A 20,047-nucleotide genomic window follows, 5' to 3' on the forward strand; every position below is an offset into this window, starting at 1 on the left:
GTCGATCAGCTTGCATCGCTCGAGATCGCTGCGTGCGACGACGCAGTCGATCGGCGTCATGGTGAAGATCCCCGTTTTCCCCGCGCCGGCACCTTCTTCTTGAGGGCTCTGCGCTTTGCAACAGCAACATTGTCTGAAACAGGGTTCGCTTCGCCCGCGATGATGCCCTCGCGCTTCTTGACCGCGCGGTAGTAGCTCCACCACAGATGCGCGGCGGCACCACGCAGCGGGCGCCAGGGCTCGGCGAGCGGGGCCATCTGTTTTTCCGTCGGCCGCGCCTGAAGGCCAAGGCCGATCTTGATGCCTTCCTGCACGGCGAGGTCGCCGGCCGGCCACGCATCGCCATGACCGAGGCAAAACAGAAGATAGACGTCGGCGGTCCACGGGCCGATGCCGGGCAGCGAGACCAGCGTGTGATGCGCGGCATCTGCATCTTCCTCCGCGAGCACGTCGAGGTTCAGCCGTTCCTCGATGATCTCGCGCGCGAGATGCTTCAGGGTCTTGATCTTGGCCGCGGACAGGCCGAGCCGCCCCAGCCGGTCGGTCCGGGCGCGGCGCACGGCCTCGTGGTCGAACGGATCGAAGGCGGCTGACAGCCGTCCCCAGATCGCCGCCGCGCTCGCGGTGGAAAGCTGCTGCCCGCAAACGATGTGCGCAAGCCCCGCAAAGCCCGGCTCGCGCCGCCGCAATGCCGGCATCCCGGCGATATCAAGCACCGGCTTGAGCCGCGGATCGCGCTTGACCAGCGTGCGAACAGCTTCTTCGAGATCGGATTGGGTTTCGAGGTGGATGGTCATGATGGCTCGGCAAACTCTCTCGGCGTCATGGCCGGGCTTTCCCGGCCATCCGCGTCTTTCCAACCGCGCGTTATTGTTAGCATGGGCGGGGACATCGTGTTCGTTCGCGACCTTGACACGGTTGGTAAGTCGCACCGAAGAACGTGGATGGCCCGGACAGCCCGGCCATGACGAGATCTTTGCCTATGCCGCCACCCGTTTTCCGATTTGCCCCCAGCCCGAACGGCCATTTGCATCTCGGCCATGCCTATTCGGCGCTGCTGAACTTCGATCGCGCGCGGGGCAGCGGCGGGCGTCTGTTGCTGCGGATCGAGGACATCGACGCGACGCGCTGCCGGCCGGAATATGAGGCCGCGATCTACGAAGACCTTGCCTGGCTGGGCATCACCTGGGAAATGCCGGTACGGCGACAGTCGGAGCATCTTGCCGACTATCGCGCCGCGCTGGAAAAACTCTCGGCGCTCGGTCTCGTCTATCCCGCGTTCGAAAGCCGCGCCGAGATTGCCAGGCTGGTGACCGCGCGCGCGGCGGACGGGCCATGGCCGCGTGATCCCGACGGCGCGCCGCTCTATCCTGGTAACGCCCAATTACTGTCTGCCGGCGAGCGGTCGCGCTTGATCGACAGCGGCGTGCCTTACGCCTTGCGCCTCGACATGGCAGCGGCCCGCCGGCGCGTCTCCAGCCTGACCTGGAACGAGCTGGGCGAGGGACCCGATGGCGAGCGGGGCGTGGTCGCAGCGCGGCCTGACGCCTGGGGCGACGTGATCCTGGCCCGCAAGGAGACGCCGACCAGCTATCACCTGTCCGTGGTGGTCGACGACGCGCTCCAGGGGACGAGTGAGATCGTGCGCGGTCAGGACCTGTTTCACGCCACCTCGGTCCACCGCCTGCTCCAGGCTTTGCTCGGCCTGGCCGAGCCGGCTTATCGCCACCACGCCCTGATTCGAGACAGTGACGGAAGGAAGCTGTCGAAATCGGATCGCTCGACCGGGCTGCGGCAGTTGCGCGCAATCGGAGCCTCGCCCGCCGGTATCCGCCAGCTGGTGGGATTAGGTTAGATTTCTCTGGGGTTTAGCCCAACACCGCCGTGACTCCACCTATTCCGTCGTGCCATGCTGCCTGACAGGCTGGGGTTCGAAGGTACTGCTTCGAAGGGGACTTATGGCGGCAGAAACGCGCCCGGCGCGCACCACGCGGACGTCTAGGCGGTCGCCTCGGAAGCGACCCGGGCCGGCCGCCAAGGTGCGCAAGCGCAGCACCAAGGCGGTCGCTCCGGACGTGGTCCAGGCTGCCCTCGCGGCCTTTGCCCATGAGGTCCGCACGCCCCTGACCGGCATTCTCGCGATCAGCGACCTGCTCGCGACCTCCGATCTCGGCGAGCGGGAACGGCGCTGGGCCGACACCATCAAGGCTGGCGCCGAGCATCTGGCGAGCCTTGCGACTCTGTTCGTGGACGCCGCCAGGACCGGCCAAGGCAACGGGAGCGGCGGCAGCACGCTGCGGGAGGATTTGTTCGATTTGCGTGCACTGGCTCGCAGCGCCGGCGATTCGCTCGCCGGGCGTGCTGCAGCCAAGGGCCTTCAGGGACAGGTCGATATCTCAGAGAAGCTGCCGGGGCTGGTGGTTGGCGATCCCGTGCGTCTGCGCGCCGCGCTCGAGAACCTGATCGATAATGCGGTCAAATTCACCGACCAAGGGGGTGTGGCGTTCGCAGTCAAGCCTTGGCGTGCCGCCAAGAGCAGGAAGAGCGACAAGCGCCGGGTGGGCGTTGCCTTTGCGGTCTCCGACAGCGGCATCGGCCTGACCATGGCCGAGATCAAGCGACTATTCCGCCCGTTCACCCAGGCCAATGTCACCATCGCGTCACGCTTCGGCGGCGCCGGGCTCGGCTTGTCCTCGGTGAAGCAGCTGGCGCGCGCGATGGGCGGCGACATCACGGTCGCGCCGCGCCGTGGTGGCGGTGCGACCTTTACGCTGACAGTCACGCTCGACGCGGCGGGGCCGGTGAAGAGGCGCAAGCCTGCTGGTGACGCCGCGGATGCGCTGGCCGCGTTGCGCGTGCTCAGCGTCGAAGACAATCCGTTCGGCCGTGTCGTGCTCAACACGATCCTGACCGAGCTCGGCCATCATGCCGAGTTCATCGGGCGCGGTGAGGACGCGGTGAACCGGCTCGCGCAGGGCGGCTTCGATGCCGTGCTGATGGACATGGTGCTGCCCGGCATCGATGGCGTCGAGGCGATCAGACGGATCCGCACGATGCAGGCGCCGCTGGCTCAGATTCCGATCATCGGCGTGTCCGGTCGCGGCGAGGATGAGGCGGCGTCGCGCGAGGCCGGCGCGGATGCTTTCCTGGTCAAGCCTGTGTCCCCGCGTGCTCTAGCGACTGCGCTGCTTGAAGCGACACGCCGTGAGGAAGCCGTGACTTGATGATCGCGGCGTTGAGCTCGCCGCCGTAAACGAAGATCGCAGCGATAAAATACAGAAACACCAGGGCGATGATCACCGAGGCGAGCCCCGCATACATCGTCACGTAATTGTTGGCGAAGCGCGCCAGATATTGTCCGAACACGATGCCGGAGATCAGCGATGCCACCATCGTGAAGACGATTCCGGGCAGGATCTGAAGGAAGCTGCGCCGCCCCGCCGGCAACCAGGCATGCAGGATGAAGAGCGCGACGACCAGCGCGGCGATCGTGATGCCGTAGCGCAGCGAGGTGAGGATGCTTTCGTTGGATTCGACGAAGAGTGGAATATGGCGCCGCGCAGCTTCGATCAGCAGCGGCCCGAGTACGATCAGGAATGCCATGGCGAGTGCGGTGACGGCCGCCACCAGCGTGTAGCCGATCGATTCCAGCCGCAGCCAGTACCAGCGCCGCATCTCCACCACCGCATAGGCGCGGTTGAGCGCGACCCTGAGCGCCTCGACGCCGTTCGAGGCGAAATAGACCGACAGCACCGCGCCGATCGTCAGCACGCCGGAGCGGGTCGTGGTGAGCACGTCGTGGACCTCGCCCGAAATCGAATCGGACACCTGCTTGGGCCAAACCTGAAGCATCAGGCTGGCGGCCTGATCGGCGAGCTCCTTGGAGCCGAAGAAGCCGGCGAGCGAAGTCAACACGATCAGGAACGGGAACAGCGCCATCAGGGTCGATAGCGCGATGTGGCTCGCGATCGCCCAGCCGTCGTCGGCCAGGAAGGTGTAGAAGGCGTCCTCTACGACGACGTAGATGGTACGGATTGCTCTCACTGCTTGCTCCGACGTCGCCTCTGCCCGCGTGCGGGGAGCGGCCGGAAGGCGCGCGTAGCGCGGATTCCGGGTGAGGGGGAGTCTCCGCGAAGCCCTCCGTCATCATCCTTGCGGAGAGCCCCCGTCAGCCACCGCGCGTTCCGCGCGTCGGCCTCTCCCCGCAAGCGGCGAGAGGCGAACAGGGCCAGGGATGGGCGCGGATCGGAAATCATCTCATGAGTTTCTGACATTATCGTCTCAAAGGCCAGATTGGGAACGCCATGGCGGAGCGCCGCACACGGTGTTATCACCCCCAAATGGCATCTCTCCTGAGTACTTTCATCCTGCCGGTCGCAGCCGGCGCCGTGGCCTTGGTGCTGCTGCTTGGTCTGGTCAACATGATGCGCGGCGGCTCGCCCAACACCTCGCAGAAGCTGATGCGTCTGCGCGTGCTGCTGCAGTTCGTCGCGATCGTCATTGCCATGCTCGCCGTCTGGATCATGGGGCGCTGACCATGGTTATCCTGAACCGCATCTACACGAAGACCGGTGACGACGGCACGACAGCGCTCGGAACCGGCGAGCGCCGCCCGAAATACGATCTGCGCATCGCGGCCTATGGCACGGTCGACGAGACCAATGCCGCGATCGGCGTGGTCCGCCTCCACACCGAGGATGCTCCCGAGCTCGATGCGATGCTCGGCCGTATCCAGAACGATCTGTTCGATCTCGGTGCCGACCTAGCTGTGCCTGAGCGCGAGGGTAAAGCCGAGCGGCTGCGGGTGGTGGCAGGCCAGGTCGAGCGGCTCGAGCACGACATCGACGCGCTCAATGACAAGCTCGCGCCGCTGACGTCCTTCGTGCTGCCGGGCGGTACGCCGGCCGCCGCCCACCTCCACGTCGCCCGCACGATTTGCCGCAGGGCGGAACGCATGATCGTGGAACTGGCCGCCCAACCCGGAGAGCCGGTCGGTGCAGCTGGCATTCAATATATGAATCGACTGTCGGACTTCCTGTTCGTGGCCAGCCGCGCTGCTAACGGGAATGGCGCCGGCGACGTGCTCTGGGTCCCGGGCCAGAATCGCTGACCCATTGAGGTCGGCATTTCAGGGAGCTAAAATTAGGCCCGACGCGCGTTGACCGGGCCGGATCAGGCCTTTAGGTTCCGCGCCAGTTGAATAACCCCCTCCCAAGTTGAGTGAAAGAGGATCGATGAAGGTCTTAGTGCCGGTAAAGCGGGTGGTCGATTACAACGTCAAGGTCCGCGTCAAGGGCGATGGATCGGGCGTCGAACTCGCCAACGTGAAAATGTCGATGAACCCCTTCGACGAAATCGCGGTCGAGGAAGCGCTGCGCCTGAAGGAAGCCGGCAAGGCGACCGAGGTCGTGGTGGTCTCCATCGGACCCGCGCAGGCGTCGGAGACGATCCGCACCGGTCTCGCCATGGGTGCCGATCGCGGCATCCTGGTGAAGGCCGAAGGCACCGTCGAGCCGCTCGCGGTTGCCAAGATCCTGAAGAAGGTTGCGGACGAAGAGCAGCCGGGGCTGATCATCCTCGGCAAGCAGGCGATCGACGACGACAGCAATCAGACCGGCCAGATGCTGGCCGCGCTGCTGGGCTGGTCGCAGGCGACGTTTGCCTCGAAGCTCGAGGTCGACGGAAGCGACTTCAAGGTCACCCGCGAAGTCGACGGCGGTCTCCAGACCGTGAAGTTGAAGGGACCGGCGATCGTCACCACCGACCTTCGTCTCAACGAGCCGCGCTATGCGTCGCTGCCCAACATCATGAAGGCGAAGAAGAAGCCGATCGCGGAGAAGACCGTCGCCGATTACGGCGTCGATGTCGCCGCGCGCCTCGAGGTTCTCAAGACGACTGAACCGGCGGGCCGCAAGGCGGGCGTCAAGGTCAAGGACGTCGCCGAGCTGGTGTCGAAACTCAAGAACGAAGCCGGGGTGCTCTGATGACGACGCTGCTGATTGCCGAACACGACAACGCGTCGCTCAAGGATGCAACCAACAAGGCCCTGACCGCGGCCGCCGCGCTCGGCGCCGATGTCGAGGTGCTCGTCGCCGGCGAGAACGCAAAGGCCGCGGCGGACGCCGCTGCCAAGCTCGCCGGCGTCAAGAAGGTGCTGCTCGCCGACGGCGGGACCTACGCGCACGATCTCGCCGAGCCGCTGGCCGCGCTGATCGTCTCGCTGGCCCCGTCCTATGACGCGATCGTCGCGCCCGCGACCTCGCGCTTCAAGAACGTGATGCCGCGCGTCGCCGCGCTGCTCGATGTCATGCAGGTCTCGGAGATCATCAAGGTCGTTGCCCCCGACACCTATGAGCGTCCGATCTATGCCGGCAACGCCATCCAGACGGTGAAGTCGAAGGATGCCAAGAAGGTCATCACGGTCCGCACCTCCACCTTCGCCGCAGCCGGCGAAGGCGGCAGCGCGCCGGTCGAGGCCGTCGCGGCGGCGGCCGATCCCGGCCTGTCGACCTTCGTCGGCGAGGAGGTCGCCAAGAGCGACCGTCCCGAGCTGACCTCGGCCAAGATCATCGTCTCCGGTGGCCGCGCCATGCAGAGCCGCGAGAACTTCGCAAAATACATCGAGCCGCTCGCCGACAAGCTAGGGGCCGGTGTCGGTGCCTCGCGCGCGGCGGTCGACGCCGGCTATGCGCCGAACGACTGGCAGGTCGGCCAGACCGGCAAGGTCGTGGCCCCCGAGCTCTATGTCGCGGTGGGCATTTCCGGCGCGATCCAGCATCTGGCCGGCATGAAGGATTCCAAGGTGATCGTCGCGATCAACAAGGACGAGGACGCGCCCATCTTCCAGGTCGCCGATTACGGCCTGGTCGCCGACCTCTACCAGGCAGTTCCGGAACTGGCGGCCGAACTCGGCAAGCTCGGTAAGTAAAACGCGTTAAAAACACCGGCCGGAGGCATAAACTCCGGCCGGTGTTGCATTTCTCACCCCTTTTCTTTGGCGTGGGGCACGCCTTCGAAGCGATCCAATCTAGGTTTCGAGCCAGGATTCTGATCTAATCGGGTTTCTGATGAAATCAGACCTCCCGGCTCAGGGGATAGGCAGGGCGCGATATGCGCGCCGTTCCGGTGGATGACATTATGGCGGCAGTAATCAAGAAGGTCGGCGTGATCGGCGCGGGGCAGATGGGCAATGGCATCGCGCATGTCGCGGCCCTGGCCGGTTTCGACGTGGTGCTCAACGACATCTCGGCCGATCGTCTCAAGTCAGGCATGGCGACCATCAATGGCAATCTGGCCCGCCAGGTCTCCAAGAAGGGGGTCACCGAGGAGGACAAGTCCAAGGCGATCGGGCGCATCAAGCTCGCCGAGAAGCTCGACGACCTCGCCGACTGCGATCTCGTGATCGAGACCGCGGTCGAGAAGGAAGAGGTCAAGCGCAAGATATTCCACGACCTCTGCGCGATCTTGAAGCCGGAGGCGATCGTCGCCTCCGACACGTCATCGATCTCGATCACCCGCCTTGCCGCCGCCACCGACCGGCCGGAGCGCTTCATCGGCATTCACTTCATGAATCCGGTGCCGCTGATGGAGCTGGTCGAGCTGATCCGCGGCATCGCCACCGATGATTCGACCTTCGAGGCGTCCAAGGAATTCGTCGCCAAGCTCGGCAAGCAGGTCGCGGTCTCCGAGGATTTCCCGGCCTTCATCGTCAACCGCATTCTGCTGCCGATGATCAACGAGGCGATCTACACGCTGTATGAAGGCGTCGGCAACGTCGAGGCCATCGACGCGGCGATGAAGCTCGGCGCGCACCATCCGATGGGCCCGCTGGAACTCGCCGATTTCATCGGTCTCGATACGTGTCTGTCGATCATGCAGGTCCTGCATGAGGGGCTGGCCGACTCCAAGTACCGGCCGTGCCCGCTGCTGGTGAAATACGTCGAGGCCGGCTGGCTCGGGCGCAAGACCCAGCGCGGCTTCTACGACTATCGCGGCGCCAAGCCGGTTCCGACGCGGTAAGGCCGCCAATACGCCCCGTGACAATTCATGGCGCGTTAACCCGCTCCGCCTAGGCTGTCGCCGGTACGAGGGTTGCGTAATGGACACGATGGCGATGGTCAGCACCATGCTGGCCTCTCAGCAAGGCGCGCTGCAGTCGAACATCGCGGCGACGCTGATGAAGCAGAACGCGGATGCGGAGAAGTCCGCCGTCCTGACGCTGATGGGCGCCGGTCAGCCTTCGCTGGCCAATGTCGGCCCTGGCGTCGGCGGCAACCTCAATATCTCTGCTTAAAAGGACGCAGCCGCCGGTCCCAGCGCGGCCCGCAGCAGCTTGAGCGCGTCGTCGCTCGCCCATTCCGCCGGCCCCGCGATCGTCGCGATCTCGCAGCCCTGCGGATCGACCAGCACCGAGGTCGGCATGCCCAGGGCTCGACCTATTGATTTAAGATCCTGAAAAACCTTGGCTTTCTGATCCGTGAAATAGCCGAGACGGGTCAGGTTGGCGTCCTTCAGGAAGTTTTTGGGCTTCTCCGGGTCGCGGGTGTCGATGTTGATCGCCACCACCTCGAAGTCAGGGCCTGAAAGCTTGGTCTGGAGCTGGTTCAGCGCCGGCATTTCCTTGCGACAGGGCACGCACCAGGTGGCCCAGAGGTTCACCAGCAGCGTCTTGCCGCGGAAATCCGACAGCTTCCTCGGCTTGCCGTCGGCATCCTCGAAGGTCAGATCCGGCAGCTTGAGGGGCGCGCTCGCCATGGTTAGCGCCGCCACCTCGCCTTGGGCGAGCGGAGCGATCTTCTGAGCCGTGGCGACAGCGGCCTTGCAGGCCGGATCGCCTGACGGGGCCCGGCTCCGGCCCAGTCCGTACAGCGCCGCAAAGCCGGCCAGGCCGCCAACCAGCACGGTGGCGATCACGATGGGGATCCGGCGCGTGGCGGAGGGCTTGGGGTCGAGCATATCGTTTGTCATCCGGTCGCAGATATGGCTATCAGGGGCCTCTTAATACGGCTGGCTTGCGCCAGCAAACATGCGGCAAAGGCGTGAGCAGGGGATCATGAGCAACAAGATGTGGGGCGGCCGGTTCTCGGAACGTCCCGATGAGATCATGGAAGAGATCAACGTCTCCATCGACGTCGATCGTCACCTCTTTGCCCAGGACATTGCCGCGTCCAAGGCCCACGCCGCGATGCTGGCCAGCCAGGGCATCATCACGGCCTCTGATGCGAAAATTATCGGCAAGGGTCTAGACACGATTTTGTCAGAGATCGGCAAGGGCGGCTTCGAATTCAAGCGCGCGCTCGAGGACATCCATATGAATGTCGAGAGCCGCCTGTCGGAGCTGATCGGTCCCGCCGCCGGCCGCCTGCACACCGCACGCTCGCGCAACGATCAGGTCGCGACCGATTTCCGTCTCTATGTCCGCGATATCGTCGACGAGACCGACGCCGCGCTCGCCGCGTTCCAGCAGGCGCTGGTGGATCGTGCGCTTGAACACGCCGGCACCGTGATGCCTGGCTTCACCCATCTCCAGACCGCGCAGCCCGTGACCTTTGGCCACCACCTGCTCGCCTATGTCGAGATGGCCGCGCGCGACCGCGGCCGTTTCCAGGACGCGCGCAAGCGGCTCAATGAATCGCCGCTGGGCGCAGCCGCGCTCGCCGGCACCTCGTTCCCGATCGATCGCCACGCCACCGCGAAGGCGCTCGCCTTCGATCGACCGATGGCGAATTCGCTGGACGCGGTGTCCGATCGCGACTTCGTGCTGGAGACGCTCTCGGCCGCCTCGATCTGCGCCGTGCATATGTCGCGTTTTGCCGAGGAGATCGTGATCTGGACCTCGCCGCTGGTCGGCATGATCCGCCTCAGCGACAAGTTCACCACCGGCTCCTCGATCATGCCGCAGAAGCGCAATCCTGACGCGGCCGAGCTCGTGCGTGCCAAGACCGGTCGCGTCATCGGCGCGCTCAACGGTCTCCTGATCGTGATGAAGGGCCTGCCGCTCGCCTATCAAAAAGACATGCAGGAGGACAAGCAGGGGGCGATGGAGGGCTTTGCCGCGCTGTCGCTCGCGATCCGCGCCATGACCGGCATGGTCCGCGACCTCGTGCCTGACGAAGCCAGGATGAGGCTTGCTGCCGGCGAGGGTTACGCCACCGCGACCGATCTTGCCGACTGGCTGGTGCGGACGCTGAAGATGCCGTTCCGCGAGGCCCATCACGTCACCGGCCGCATCGTCGCCAAGGCTGCCGAGGGTGGTGTGGCGCTGCACGAGCTGCCCCTGAAGGAGATGCAGGCGATCGAGCCCAAAATCACCAGGGACGTGCTCGGCGTGCTCTCGGTCGAATCGTCGGTGAAGAGCCGCACCAGCTTCGGCGGCACCGCGCCGAAGAACGTGGCGTCACAGGCCAAAGCCTGGGCCAAGCGGCTGGAAAAAGAGCGAAAATTGGGCTGAGGGCCGAAATTTGACCGACCTTCCGTGGCCTTCCTGCACTCGCCAGACCGGGCCAACCTCTGTATGGTGCGGCCGCGTAGTGGGGATTTCGTCGTGACGTCAAAGTTTCGCCCGGCCGGCTCGGGGTGGGCCATCATCGTCTTGAGCCTGAGCGCGCTTGCGCTCGCCGGTTGTGGCCGCCGGGGCCCGCTCGACCTTCCGCCGACCGCCTCCAACGCGTCCACGGCCAATATCTCCGCGCCTGGTGATACCGAGACCGAAGCCCAGAAGACGCCGAGCGTGTTCAATCCGACCTATGGTTCGGAGGCACCCCCGGCGGCGGCCAAGGGCAGGAAGAAAACGTTTATCCTTGACCCGCTCCTGGACGAAACGCCCGGCCGGTAGGCTGGGCCAATCGAGCTGACGTGATGAACCATTTCGACTACCGCAACGGCGTGCTGCACGCCGAGGCGATCAACCTGTCCGAGCTGGCCGCGGCCGTCGGGACGCCGTTCTATTGCTATTCGACCGCGACGCTGGAGCGCCATTACCGCGTCTTCGCCGATGCCTTTGCCGGCGAGAAGGTCCTGGTCTGCTACGCCATGAAGGCGAACTCCAACCAGTCGGTGCTGCGCACGCTGGCCAGGCTGGGCGCCGGCGCTGACGTGGTTTCGGGCGGCGAACTGAAGCGCGCACTGGCGGCCGGCATCCCCGCCAGCAAGATCGTGTTCTCCGGCGTGGGCAAGACCGAGACCGAGCTGCGCGCGGCGCTGGCCGCCGACATCCTCTGTCTCAATGTCGAATCCGAGCCCGAGCTGGAGCTGCTGTCGCGGCTTGCGACCGACATGGGCAAGACCGCGCGCATCTCCATCCGCGTCAATCCTGATGTCGATGCAGGCACCCACGCCAAGATCTCCACCGGCAGATCCGAGAACAAGTTCGGCATTCCGATCGTGCACGCGCGCGAGGTCTATGCGCGCGCCGCAAGGCTTCCCGGCATCGAGGTAACAGGCGCCGACGTTCACATCGGCAGCCAGATCACTGACCTTTCGAAGATGGAGATCGCGTTCCGCATCCTCTCCGAATTCGTGCAGACACTGCGCGCCGATGGCCACAACATCAGCCACGTCGATTTCGGCGGCGGGCTCGGCATTCCCTATTACATGGATCGCGAGGCACCGCCGGCGCCCGATGCCTACGCCGCGATGGTCAAGCGCGTCAGCCACAATCTAGGCTGCACCCTGATGTTCGAGCCGGGCCGCATGATCGTCGGCAATGCCGGCATCCTCGTCGCCAAGGTGATCTATGTGAAGCACGGCGACGGCAAGAACTTCGTCGTCATCGATGCTGCCATGAACGACCTCATTCGGCCGACGCTGTACGAGGCGCATCACGACATTCTGCCGGTGATGCAGCCGGCGAAGGGGGCGGCGACCATCACCGCCGATGTCGTTGGCCCGGTCTGCGAGACCGGCGACTATCTCGCGCTTGATCGCACCTTGCCGACGCCGAAGCCGGGCGATCTCGTCGCCATCATGACATCAGGCGCCTATGGCGCGGTGCAGGCCGGCACTTACAACACCCGGCCGCTGGTGCCGGAAGTGCTGGTGAAGGGCGACCAGTATGCCGTCGTGCGCCCTCGCATCGAGGTCGAGCAGCTCATCGCCATGGACACCCCGGCGCCGTGGCTGTGAGTGGTTCGATGAGTCTCAGGCGCGCGATCTAAGCAGTGAGCGCAAGCATTGCGATGACCGCAAGTACGACAGTAACAGCCATTGTGATTGTTTCGAATCCAATGCCCCACTGATTATTGCCTCCTGAGACGGCCCACCAAAGCAAAACGAAGCCAAAAAAGAAACACGTGCCAACGTTTACTGGTACGGCGTAGTCCTTGATCTTGAATTCGTTACCTGTGAGGTGTTGAAGGCAGATCACAGTCCCGAGCACGACGAGCGCGATGCCCATTGCCATTGCGAGCGCAACTGAACCTCGTTTTCTTCGCGCTTGCCCGTTCATGACTGTTCAATCACCACCACCTGAAGTAGTTTATGATATACATGCAATCTAAAATGTAAATAGGTTGCCGTCTTGATTGGCCTTTCCGCCAACCACGACGCCAGCCTTCTTCTCGATCGGCTTGATCGCCGCGGTGAAATCGGACTCAGCGCCTTCCGCAGCTATCACCGCTTCCCACAGCCGTCCGACGGCGTCGGCAACCTCCATCGACAGGCCGAGCTGCTTCATCTCCTCCAGCGCGAGCCGGACGTCCTTCACCATCAATCCGGTGGCGAAGCCGAAGTCGAAGCTGCGCGGCAGCACCGAGCGCGGAAACTTGTCGCGGCTCGCGGTGTTCATGCCCGAGCCCGCATTGATGACGTCGATCATCACGGCCGGATCGAGCCCGGCTTTCACGCCCATCACCACGGCTTCCGATGTCGCCACGATGGCGGTGGCCGAGAGGAAATTGTTGGCGAGCTTCATGGTCTGCGCCGCGCCCGGCTTCTCGCCGATGAAGAACACTTTTCCGATCACGTCAAGAACAGGCTTGAGCAGCTCGAAGTCGCCCTTCGGCCCCGACACCATCACCGCGAGCGTGCCCTTCTCGGCGCCGCCGACGCCCCCGGACACCGGGCAGTCGATCTGCACGATGTTGCGTTGTGCGAGCAGGTCGTGAATTTTCGCCGCCATCTGCGAGCCGACCGTCGACAGATCAATGAAGCGTTTTACCCGGCCGCCCTCGATCACGCCGTTCGCGCCGGTGGCGACCTCGAGCGAAGCCTTGAGCGACGGCAGGCTCGCCATCACGGTCTCGACCTTGTCGGCGACGTCCTTCGGCGACATCGCAGCGGTCGCGCCGCGTGCGACCAGCTTGTCGACGACCTCCTTGCGGGTGTCGAACACGACGAGCGTGTGGCCGGCCTCGATCAGCCGCCGCGCCATCGGAAAACCCATGTTGCCGAGGCCGATGAATCCGATGTCCATGGTGTTGATTCCTTCCACGCCGTAGCAATTTTGCGCTGAAGCGACGAAGCAATCCAAGCTATTTCCGCGGAGGGAGTTCCGGATTGCTTCGCTCCGCTCGCAATGACGGAGCAATAAAGTTGAGAGCCGTCAGCTTCGTTCACGCCTTCGCATCGATCTCGGCGAACACCTCGCGCGCCATCCGGAAACTGTCGACCGCGGCCGGCATGCCGCCATAGATCGCGACCTGCATCAGGATCTCGCGGATCTCGTCGCGGGTGACGCCGTTGGTGAGCGCGCCCTTCAGATGCGCGCGGAATTCGTGCTGTCGGTTGAGGATCGCGATCATCGCGATGTTGAGCATGCTGCGGGTCTTGCGCGGCAACTCCTCGCGGCCCCACACCGTGCCCCAGCAATATTCGTTGAGCATCTCCTGGAACGGACGGTTGAAATCGTCGACGTTCTTCAGGGCGTTGTTGACATAGGCCTCGCCCAGCACCGCCTTGCGGACCTCAAGGCCCTTGTCGTGCATCTTCTTGTCCATGACGTTTCCTCTTCTTCGCTTGCATTCCCCGAGGGGATGCCGCGGAAAGTTACGGGGTTGCGCCGGGCCAGTCACGTCCCCGTGTTATGCGGGAAAAGGGGGCTCTCCCGTACAGGAACGGATGCCTCAGTGCTGCCGTTGTGGTACGCTTCTCTACCGGGCAACCTGGAGAGTTGATTGAACGGCGCCCCCCCAGACCCGTCGGACCCGATCCGTGATGGCGATGCTGTGTCGCGCTTGAAGCTGGCGCAGGCCCTCGAGCGGTCCACCTACGCTATCGCCTGGGAGCGTGCCTGGCCCGGTCTGGCGCGCGTCCTCACCGTTATCGGCCTGTTTCTGGTGGTGTCCTGGGCGGGCCTCTGGCTGGCGTTGCCCTCCGTCGCGCGCGCCATCGGCCTCGTCATCTTCGCGGGCCTTGCAGTCGCCGCGCTGTTCCCGCTGGTTCGTTTTCGCTGGCCAAGCCGCGAAGAGGCGCTCGCACGGCTCGATCGCGGTTCGGGCATCCGCCACCGCCCCGCCACGACACTCACGGACACACTGACCTCGCAAGACCCGGTCGCGCAGGCGCTCTGGCGGGCTCAGCGCGAGCGCACGCTGGCCTCGCTCAAGCGCATCCGGGCCGGTCTGCCTCACCCGCGCCTCGCCATCCACGACCCCTGGGCCCTGCGCGCGCTGGTCACGGTGATGCTGGTCGCGACCTTCTTTGCCGCCGGCGACGAGCGCGCGATGCGGCTGGGCGCGGCCTTCGACTGGAACGGCGTACTGACGCCGACTGTCCGCGTCGACGCCTGGGTGACGCCGCCGCTCTACACCGCAAAGCCGCCGGTCATCCTGTCGGCCGCCAACAAGGAGGCGGCGGCGCTGCCGGTCTCCGGCCCGCTCGCCGTTCCCGCGGGTTCGACCCTGATCGTGCGATCGTCCGGCGGCAGCCTGGATGTCGTCACCTCCGGCGGCCTGAAGGAAGTCGCGCCGACCGAGGCCGCACCGAAGGGCACCAACGAAAAGCATTTCACCATCGCCGGCGACGGCACCGCGCATGTCCGCGCGCCCTCGGGCCAGCCGCAATGGGCCTTCGCAGCGACGCCGGACCGTCCGCCGACCATCGCGCTCGCCAAGGATCCGGAGCGTCAGGCGCGCGGCGCGCTCCAACTCGTCTACAAGATCGAGGATGATTACGGCGTCACCGGCGCCGAGGCGCAGGTTGCGGCGCGCACCAATGATGCCGCCAAGGGCGGTGATGGCAAGGCCGATAACAAGACCGCGGCGCGACCGCTGTTCCAGCCGCCGCAATTCCCGCTCGTGCTGCCGAACGCGCGCACCCGTAACGGCGTCGGCCAGACGGTGAAGGATCTTAGCGAGGATCCCTATGCCGGCGCCGACGTCACGTTGACGCTCACCGCCAAGGACGAGGCCGGCAACGAGGCTCGAAGCGAACCCTTCAACATGCGCTTGCCGGAGCGTCTGTTCACCAAACCCTTGGCGCGCGCGCTGATCGAGCAGCGTCGTATCCTCGCGCTCGACGCCAACAGGAATTCCGACGTCTACACCGCGCTCGACGCGCTGATGATCGCGCCCGAACTGTTCACGCAGGAGACGGGACAATATCTCGGCCTCTACAGTGTCACGCGCCAGCTCGAGGCGGCGCGCACCGACGACGCGCTGCGCGAGGTGGTGGCGAGCCTGTGGGCGCTCGCGGTGACGATCGAGGACGGCAACATCTCCGACGTCGAGAAGGCGTTGCGCGCGGCGCAGGACGCGCTCAAGCAGGCGCTGGAGCGCGGCGCCAGCGACGAGGAGATCAAGAAGCTCACGCAGGATCTGCGGGCGGCGCTGGACAATTTCATGCGCCAGCTCGCCGAACAGTTCCGCAACAACAAGGACGCGCAAAATCTCGCGCGACCGCTCGATCCGAACACGAAGATCCTGCGCCAGCAGGACCTCCAGAACATGATCGATCGCATGGAGCGCCTGTCGCGCTCCGGCGACAAGGATGCGGCCAAGCAGCTGCTCGACCAGCTCCAGCAGATGCTGGAGGGCCTCCAGATGGCGCAGCCGGGACAGTCCGGCGAGAGCGATATGGAGCAGGCGCTGAACGAGCTCGGCGACATGATCCGCAAGCAGCAGCAATTGCGGGACAGGACCTACAAGCAGGGCCAGGATTCGCGCCGCGACCGCATGCGCGGCAAGCAGCAGGGCGACCAGTCGATGTCGGACCTGCAGCAGGACCAGCAGGCGCTGCGCGACCGCCTCAAGAAGCTCCAGGACGAAATGGCCAAGCGCGGCCTCTCGCAAAGGGGTCAGAAAGGCCAGCAAGGACAGAAGGGCCAGCAGCAGGGTCAGCAAGGCGACCAGGGCCAGGACGGCGATCAGGACGCCGACCAGGGTGATGATGACGGCGGGCTCGACTCCGCCGACAGCGCCATGGGTGACGCCGGCTCGAAGCTCGGCGAAGGCAATGCCGACGGTGCGGTGGATTCCCAGGGCAAGGCGCTGGATGCGATGCGCAAGGGTGCGCAGAAGATGGCTGAGGCGATGCAGCAGGGCGACGGCGACGGCCAGGGAGATGGTCCCGGCAATCGCGCCGGCCGCCAGCAGAGTGGCGGGAATCAGACCGATCCGCTCGGCCGTCCGCTTCGCCGCGGCGATCTCGGTGACGATTACACGGTCAAGATTCCCGGCGAGATCGACGTGCAGCGCGTCCGCCGCATTCTCGAAGAGCTGCGTCGCCGCCTCGGCGACCCCTCGCGCCCGCAGATCGAGCTCGACTACATCGAGCGGCTGCTGAAGGATTTTTGAGGGCTGGACTCGTTGCGCAAATCCTGACCGGCTTGTGCAGCCCCCCACTCCAATCTCGCCGTCATCGCCCGACTTGATCGGGCGATCCAGTTTTCCAGAGACAATTGTGTCTAGACCGAGAGGCCGCGGCGTTCTGGATGCCCCGGTCAAGCCGGGGCATGACAGCGGAATATGGAGCCGCCGCTACCCCTTCTTCGCCGCGAGCGCGTCCGCGACCGCCGTGCGGATATCCGCGACCGAGAACGGCTTGGTCACGACATCATGCACCAGCGCATTGAGGTTCGAGGCGCGCTCGCGCTGGTCGGCAAAGCCGGTCATCAGCAAAATGGTGAGCTGAGGAAATTCGCGCGCGGCGGAGAGGGCCAGCGCGATGCCATCCATGACGGGCATCTGGATGTCGGTGAGCAACAGGTCGAACGCGCCGTCCTCGCGGGTCAAAATTTCCAGCGCCTCGGCGCCGTCCTGTGCGGTGACGGTCTGGTGGCCGTCCATGGCAATCGCGCGCGCCACCAATTGGCGCATCGAATCCTCGTCATCGGCGATCAATATCTTGGGCATGGGACAGCCTCCCGTGCGGACTCTACAAGGCCGGATTATATGCTGCCGCCGGCAATGTCGCGCCGGTTGAAGAAGCGAACGTCGATATTGCGGCCTTCCGGCGGTGGCGAGGCCAGACGCGAGCGGAAGAAGGCGCGTTCGCCGGGTTGCAGCACGGTCTGCTCCAGCACCGAATTCCAGGCGTAGATCTCAGCGCCCTGCGCATCGCGCACGGCAAAACGCAAGCGCGGGATATCGAGCGGCTTCTTGCCCTGGCCAACGATCACGCCCTCGATCACCAGCACCTGCTTACCATCCACGGTCTCGGTCGAGAGCTTGACGTCCTTGAAGGCGAGGCCGCGCAGGTTCACCTCGAGCCCGACCAATTTGTAGAAGGCCGCCGTCTGCGGCAGCAAGCGCACCATGTCGCCGCGCCAGATCACCAGCGCCAGCACCAGCGCGCCCATGGCGGCGCAGGTGGTCGGCAGGCCGTAGTAGGATTTGCGTGGGGCCACGGCCGGCTTCGGCCGGCTCACCTTCGCGCCGCGGCGGCGGAACAGCCCTCGGAACCAGGATTGGTGCTGTACCCCGGCGACTTCCTCCTCGGCCCGCCGGGCTGCTGCTGACCATTCGTCCTCAGCGGCATCCTCGGTCGGCCAGTCGCTGGCGATCGAGGGGCTTTCGACCACCGGCGTCTCGGCGGTCGCGTCCGAGGCGTAGGAGTTCCACTGGGCGGCGAGGTCGGATTGGTCGTCGGTCCGGCTGGCCGCGGCCATGGCCGGTACGGTCGCCTCCTCGATGGCATCTGCGGGATGCGCCATCCAGGTTTCCTTGCAGCGCGAGCAGCGGACCGTCCGCCCATTGGCGCCAAGGCTAGCAAGCTTGATGGCGTAGGAAGTCGTACAATGGGGGCAGACGATATGCATGGACGGCCTCGACGATGACCTTGTCGCGGGGAACCTGGCGCCAAGATTCTCCTGAGGCAGGGTTCTCCCGAGAAGGGACTTCTAAGGATGCAGCCGGGGATGCTACACGGCGACCGTTAACGAACCGGAAACCATAACGGTCGCACAACCCCTTGCTCGCATGCGGCGATACCTCGCCCGCGATGCGGCTTACGTCCCCTCTCGAACGGAGCTGAGCTTGGTTCGGTTCGAAAATGTCGGATTACGCTACGGTCTGGGGCCGGAGATCCTGCGCGACCTCAGTTTCCAGATTCCGGCGCATTCCTTCCAGTTCCTCACCGGACCGTCCGGCGCCGGCAAGACGTCGTTGCTGCGCCTGTTGTTCCTGTCGCACCGGCCGACGCGGGGCCTCGTCAACCTGTTCGGTCACGACATCTCCACCCTTGGCAAGGACGAGATCGCCGATTTGCGCAAGCGCATCGGCATCGTGCTCCAGGATTTCCGCCTGCTCGACCACATGACGACCTACGAGAATGTGGCACTGCCGTTCCGCGTCATGGGCCGCAGCGAATCCAGCTACCGCAAGGAAGTCATCGATCTCCTGCGCTGGGTCGGGCTCGGGGACCGCATGGATGCGCTGCCGCCGATCCTGTCGGGGGGCGAGAAGCAGCGCGCGGCGATCGCGCGCGCGGTGATCTCCCGGCCGCAGCTGCTGCTCGCGGACGAGCCGACCGGCAGCGTCGACCCGACGCTCGGGCGACGCTTGCTGCGGCTCTTCATCGAGCTCAACAAGTCGGGCACGGCCGTGATCATCGCAACCCACGACATTGCGTTGATGGACCAGTACGAAGCGCGCCGCTTCGTGCTGCATCAGGGACGGCTGCACGTCTATGAGTAGGACCGACGAGCGCGGCGTATTGGTCGATCTCGGGCAGGAGCGTCCGCAGCTTCCGGCCAGGGCCCGCAACATGTCGCCGATCGTGCCGCGCGCCTCGATCCACGGCCGCGCGCTGGTTGCCGTCGTCGCCATCATGACCTTCCTCGCCTCGATGACGACGGGCGCGGTGCTGCTGGTCAGCGCGTCGGCAGCGGAATGGCAGTCGGATGTCGCGAGCGAGATCACCATCCAGGTCCGTCCGCAATCCGGGCGCGACATCGAGCGCGACACGGCTGCGGTCAGCGAGGTGGTACGCGCGCAGCCCGGTATCGTCGACGTCAAGCCGTTCACCAAGGAGGAGAGCGGCAAGCTGCTCGAGCCCTGGCTCGGCACCGGGCTGTCGATGGACGATCTGCCGGTGCCGCGCATGATCATCGCGCGCGTGCAGCCCGGAACGGTGCTCGATCTCGGCGGCTTGCGCGCGCGCGTGACGCAGGTCGCGCCGAACGCCAGCGTCGACGATCACCGCGCCTGGATCGAGCGGATGCGTTCGATGACCAATGCCACCGTGCTCGCCGGAATCGGCATCCTCGCGCTCGTCATCGTCGCGACCATCATCTCGGTCTCGTTCGCGACCCGCGGCGCGATGGCGGCCAACCGGCCGATCGTCGAGGTCCTGCATTTCGTCGGCGCGGGCGACCGCTACATCGCCAATCACTTCCTGCGGCACTTCCTCCGTCTCGGTCTCGAAGGGGGCGTCATCGGGGGCGGCGTCGCCATGTTGCTGTTCGGCTTCTCGGAGTCGATCGCCGGCTGGTTCTCCGGCACCCCGGTCGGCGACCAGTTCGCAGCCCTGCTCGGCACCTTCTCGCTGCGGCCATCAGGCTATGTCGTGCTCGCAGTGCAGGCCGTCCTGATCGGTGCGATCACCGCGGTCGCCTCGCGCCAGACGCTGTTCGCAACATTGAATGACGTTGATTGAGCCCGATAAACCGGAC

Annotated in this window: 22 protein-coding genes; 14 read left to right on the plus strand and 8 right to left on the minus strand. The window is 65.2% G+C overall.

All coding sequences use genetic code 11. The features are described from left to right. Nucleotides 1–56: 56 nt before the first annotated feature. The gene (locus ACVWZ4_RS15750; protein WP_456740701.1) at nucleotides 57–797 is read right to left on the minus strand and encodes a DNA-3-methyladenine glycosylase family protein; all 741 of its coding nucleotides are present in this window, start codon (nucleotides 795–797) and stop codon (nucleotides 57–59) included. A gap of 185 nt (nucleotides 798–982) precedes the next feature. On the opposite strand from ACVWZ4_RS15750, the gene gluQRS reads away from it, so the two are divergent. Together gluQRS and ACVWZ4_RS15760 are read left to right on the plus strand one after the other, a co-directional pair. After that, a complete protein-coding gene (gene gluQRS, locus ACVWZ4_RS15755) occupies nucleotides 983–1,855 on the plus strand; it encodes a tRNA glutamyl-Q(34) synthetase GluQRS (protein ID WP_456740702.1) in 873 nt (290 codons plus the stop codon). Between the two features lie 103 nt (nucleotides 1,856–1,958). Next, complete coding sequence (locus ACVWZ4_RS15760) at nucleotides 1,959–3,224, plus strand: ATP-binding protein (protein WP_456699877.1); 1,266 nt, start codon at nucleotides 1,959–1,961, stop codon at nucleotides 3,222–3,224. Here ACVWZ4_RS15760 and ACVWZ4_RS15765 read toward each other — a convergent pair. Further along, a complete protein-coding gene (locus ACVWZ4_RS15765) occupies nucleotides 3,151–4,044 on the minus strand; it encodes a YihY/virulence factor BrkB family protein (protein WP_456699876.1) in 894 nt (297 codons plus the stop codon). The genes ACVWZ4_RS15760 and ACVWZ4_RS15765 overlap by 74 nt on opposite strands. A gap of 296 nt (nucleotides 4,045–4,340) precedes the next feature. Between ACVWZ4_RS15765 and ACVWZ4_RS15770 the strand changes: the two genes are divergently transcribed. The 6 genes from ACVWZ4_RS15770 (at nucleotide 4,341) to ACVWZ4_RS15795 (ending at nucleotide 8,293) form a co-directional block, all read left to right on the plus strand. Further along, nucleotides 4,341–4,535, plus strand: a complete 195-nt coding sequence (locus ACVWZ4_RS15770) for a twin transmembrane helix small protein (RefSeq protein WP_092230919.1) — start codon at nucleotides 4,341–4,343, stop codon at nucleotides 4,533–4,535. Between the two features lie 2 nt (nucleotides 4,536–4,537). Continuing rightward, nucleotides 4,538–5,110: a cob(I)yrinic acid a,c-diamide adenosyltransferase gene (locus ACVWZ4_RS15775; RefSeq protein WP_456740703.1), complete on the plus strand. Its 573-nt coding sequence runs from the start codon at nucleotides 4,538–4,540 to the stop codon at nucleotides 5,108–5,110. A 124-nt stretch (nucleotides 5,111–5,234) separates the two neighbouring features. After that, nucleotides 5,235–5,984, plus strand: a complete 750-nt coding sequence (locus ACVWZ4_RS15780; protein ID WP_456699874.1) for an electron transfer flavoprotein subunit beta/FixA family protein — start codon at nucleotides 5,235–5,237, stop codon at nucleotides 5,982–5,984. Then, on the plus strand, nucleotides 5,984–6,928 hold the full coding sequence (locus ACVWZ4_RS15785; protein WP_456740704.1) for an electron transfer flavoprotein subunit alpha/FixB family protein: 945 nt from the start codon (nucleotides 5,984–5,986) through the stop codon (nucleotides 6,926–6,928). The genes ACVWZ4_RS15780 and ACVWZ4_RS15785 overlap by 1 nt, the downstream gene beginning before the upstream one ends. 209 nt (nucleotides 6,929–7,137) lie before the next feature. Further along, nucleotides 7,138–8,019 (plus strand): 3-hydroxybutyryl-CoA dehydrogenase, encoded by an 882-nt coding sequence (locus ACVWZ4_RS15790; protein WP_456699873.1) that lies wholly within the window; start codon nucleotides 7,138–7,140, stop codon nucleotides 8,017–8,019. 79 nt (nucleotides 8,020–8,098) lie between these two features. Next, nucleotides 8,099–8,293, plus strand: a complete 195-nt coding sequence (locus tag ACVWZ4_RS15795) for a hypothetical protein (RefSeq protein WP_092230929.1) — start codon at nucleotides 8,099–8,101, stop codon at nucleotides 8,291–8,293. On the opposite strand, the gene tlpA is transcribed toward ACVWZ4_RS15795, so the two are convergent. Next, on the minus strand, nucleotides 8,290–8,955 hold the full coding sequence (tlpA, locus tag ACVWZ4_RS15800; RefSeq protein WP_456699872.1) for a thiol:disulfide interchange protein TlpA: 666 nt from the start codon (nucleotides 8,953–8,955) through the stop codon (nucleotides 8,290–8,292). The genes ACVWZ4_RS15795 and tlpA overlap by 4 nt on opposite strands. A gap of 97 nt (nucleotides 8,956–9,052) precedes the next feature. On the opposite strand from tlpA, the gene argH reads away from it, so the two are divergent. The 3 genes from argH (at nucleotide 9,053) to lysA (ending at nucleotide 12,123) form a co-directional block, all read left to right on the plus strand. Next, nucleotides 9,053–10,450, plus strand: a complete 1,398-nt coding sequence (gene argH / locus ACVWZ4_RS15805) for an argininosuccinate lyase (RefSeq protein ID WP_456740705.1) — start codon at nucleotides 9,053–9,055, stop codon at nucleotides 10,448–10,450. Between the two features lie 93 nt (nucleotides 10,451–10,543). Further along, nucleotides 10,544–10,834, plus strand: coding sequence for an LPS translocon maturation chaperone LptM (gene lptM, locus ACVWZ4_RS15810; protein ID WP_456737139.1), 291 nt, complete (start codon nucleotides 10,544–10,546; stop codon nucleotides 10,832–10,834). Between the two features lie 23 nt (nucleotides 10,835–10,857). Further along, nucleotides 10,858–12,123, plus strand: coding sequence for a diaminopimelate decarboxylase (gene lysA / locus ACVWZ4_RS15815; protein ID WP_456699869.1), 1,266 nt, complete (start codon nucleotides 10,858–10,860; stop codon nucleotides 12,121–12,123). Nucleotides 12,124–12,151: 28 nt separating this feature from the next. Here lysA and ACVWZ4_RS15820 read toward each other — a convergent pair whose 3' ends face one another. The 3 genes from ACVWZ4_RS15820 to ACVWZ4_RS15830 form a co-directional block, all read right to left on the minus strand. After that, nucleotides 12,152–12,445, minus strand: coding sequence for a hypothetical protein (locus ACVWZ4_RS15820; RefSeq protein WP_456740706.1), 294 nt, complete (start codon nucleotides 12,443–12,445; stop codon nucleotides 12,152–12,154). A gap of 48 nt (nucleotides 12,446–12,493) precedes the next feature. After that, entirely contained in the window at nucleotides 12,494–13,411 is a 918-nt protein-coding gene (locus tag ACVWZ4_RS15825) for an NAD(P)-dependent oxidoreductase (RefSeq protein WP_456740707.1), read from the minus strand. A gap of 139 nt (nucleotides 13,412–13,550) precedes the next feature. After that, a complete protein-coding gene (locus ACVWZ4_RS15830; protein ID WP_456699867.1) occupies nucleotides 13,551–13,934 on the minus strand; it encodes a carboxymuconolactone decarboxylase family protein in 384 nt (127 codons plus the stop codon). A 177-nt stretch (nucleotides 13,935–14,111) separates the two neighbouring features. Here ACVWZ4_RS15830 and ACVWZ4_RS15835 point away from each other — a divergent pair, with 177 nt between their 5' ends. Then, nucleotides 14,112–16,730 carry a TIGR02302 family protein gene (locus tag ACVWZ4_RS15835; protein WP_456790264.1) on the plus strand — a complete coding sequence of 873 codons (2,619 nt, stop codon included), beginning with the start codon at nucleotides 14,112–14,114 and terminating at the stop codon, nucleotides 16,728–16,730. Nucleotides 16,731–16,913: 183 nt separating this feature from the next. Here ACVWZ4_RS15835 and ACVWZ4_RS15840 read toward each other — a convergent pair whose 3' ends face one another. Both ACVWZ4_RS15840 and ACVWZ4_RS15845 read right to left on the minus strand, forming a co-directional pair. Next, nucleotides 16,914–17,288, minus strand: a complete 375-nt coding sequence (locus tag ACVWZ4_RS15840; RefSeq protein WP_456699865.1) for a response regulator — start codon at nucleotides 17,286–17,288, stop codon at nucleotides 16,914–16,916. A gap of 35 nt (nucleotides 17,289–17,323) precedes the next feature. Beyond that, nucleotides 17,324–18,193 carry an MJ0042-type zinc finger domain-containing protein gene (locus ACVWZ4_RS15845; RefSeq protein WP_456699864.1) on the minus strand — a complete coding sequence of 290 codons (870 nt, stop codon included), beginning with the start codon at nucleotides 18,191–18,193 and terminating at the stop codon, nucleotides 17,324–17,326. Between the two features lie 217 nt (nucleotides 18,194–18,410). Here ACVWZ4_RS15845 and ftsE point away from each other — a divergent pair, with 217 nt between their 5' ends. Next, entirely contained in the window at nucleotides 18,411–19,070 is a 660-nt protein-coding gene (gene ftsE, locus ACVWZ4_RS15850; protein WP_057746699.1) for a cell division ATP-binding protein FtsE, read from the plus strand. Next, on the plus strand, nucleotides 19,063–20,031 hold the full coding sequence (locus tag ACVWZ4_RS15855; protein WP_456699863.1) for a cell division protein FtsX: 969 nt from the start codon (nucleotides 19,063–19,065) through the stop codon (nucleotides 20,029–20,031). The genes ftsE and ACVWZ4_RS15855 overlap by 8 nt, the downstream gene beginning before the upstream one ends. Nucleotides 20,032–20,047 lie beyond the last annotated feature (16 nt).

It is taken from the genome of Bradyrhizobium sp. USDA 4472 (genome assembly GCF_054058595.1).

What these genes read in the sequence shown, in the direction of transcription:
- ACVWZ4_RS15840 (WP_456699865.1), bottom strand. Translation starts at nt 17,288, where the DNA reads ATGCCCAAGATATTGATCGCCGATGACGAGGATTCGATGCGCCAATTG.
- gluQRS (WP_456740702.1), top strand. Translation starts at nt 983, where the DNA reads ATGCCGCCACCCGTTTTCCGATTTGCCCCCAGCCCGAACGGCCATTTG.
- ACVWZ4_RS15855 (WP_456699863.1), top strand. Translation starts at nt 19,063, where the DNA reads ATGAGTAGGACCGACGAGCGCGGCGTATTGGTCGATCTCGGGCAGGAG.
- tlpA (WP_456699872.1), bottom strand. Translation starts at nt 8,955, where the DNA reads ATGCTCGACCCCAAGCCCTCCGCCACGCGCCGGATCCCCATCGTGATC.
- ACVWZ4_RS15780 (WP_456699874.1), top strand. Translation starts at nt 5,235, where the DNA reads ATGAAGGTCTTAGTGCCGGTAAAGCGGGTGGTCGATTACAACGTCAAG.
- ACVWZ4_RS15830 (WP_456699867.1), bottom strand. Translation starts at nt 13,934, where the DNA reads ATGGACAAGAAGATGCACGACAAGGGCCTTGAGGTCCGCAAGGCGGTG.
- ACVWZ4_RS15845 (WP_456699864.1), bottom strand. Translation starts at nt 18,193, where the DNA reads ATGCATATCGTCTGCCCCCATTGTACGACTTCCTACGCCATCAAGCTT.
- lysA (WP_456699869.1), top strand. Translation starts at nt 10,858, where the DNA reads ATGAACCATTTCGACTACCGCAACGGCGTGCTGCACGCCGAGGCGATC.
- ACVWZ4_RS15750 (WP_456740701.1), bottom strand. Translation starts at nt 797, where the DNA reads ATGACCATCCACCTCGAAACCCAATCCGATCTCGAAGAAGCTGTTCGC.
- ACVWZ4_RS15760 (WP_456699877.1), top strand. Translation starts at nt 1,959, where the DNA reads ATGGCGGCAGAAACGCGCCCGGCGCGCACCACGCGGACGTCTAGGCGG.
- ACVWZ4_RS15820 (WP_456740706.1), bottom strand. Translation starts at nt 12,445, where the DNA reads ATGAACGGGCAAGCGCGAAGAAAACGAGGTTCAGTTGCGCTCGCAATG.
- argH (WP_456740705.1), top strand. Translation starts at nt 9,053, where the DNA reads ATGAGCAACAAGATGTGGGGCGGCCGGTTCTCGGAACGTCCCGATGAG.
- ACVWZ4_RS15785 (WP_456740704.1), top strand. Translation starts at nt 5,984, where the DNA reads ATGACGACGCTGCTGATTGCCGAACACGACAACGCGTCGCTCAAGGAT.
- ACVWZ4_RS15775 (WP_456740703.1), top strand. Translation starts at nt 4,538, where the DNA reads ATGGTTATCCTGAACCGCATCTACACGAAGACCGGTGACGACGGCACG.
- ACVWZ4_RS15795 (WP_092230929.1), top strand. Translation starts at nt 8,099, where the DNA reads ATGGACACGATGGCGATGGTCAGCACCATGCTGGCCTCTCAGCAAGGC.
- ACVWZ4_RS15825 (WP_456740707.1), bottom strand. Translation starts at nt 13,411, where the DNA reads ATGGACATCGGATTCATCGGCCTCGGCAACATGGGTTTTCCGATGGCG.
- ACVWZ4_RS15770 (WP_092230919.1), top strand. Translation starts at nt 4,341, where the DNA reads ATGGCATCTCTCCTGAGTACTTTCATCCTGCCGGTCGCAGCCGGCGCC.
- ACVWZ4_RS15790 (WP_456699873.1), top strand. Translation starts at nt 7,138, where the DNA reads ATGGCGGCAGTAATCAAGAAGGTCGGCGTGATCGGCGCGGGGCAGATG.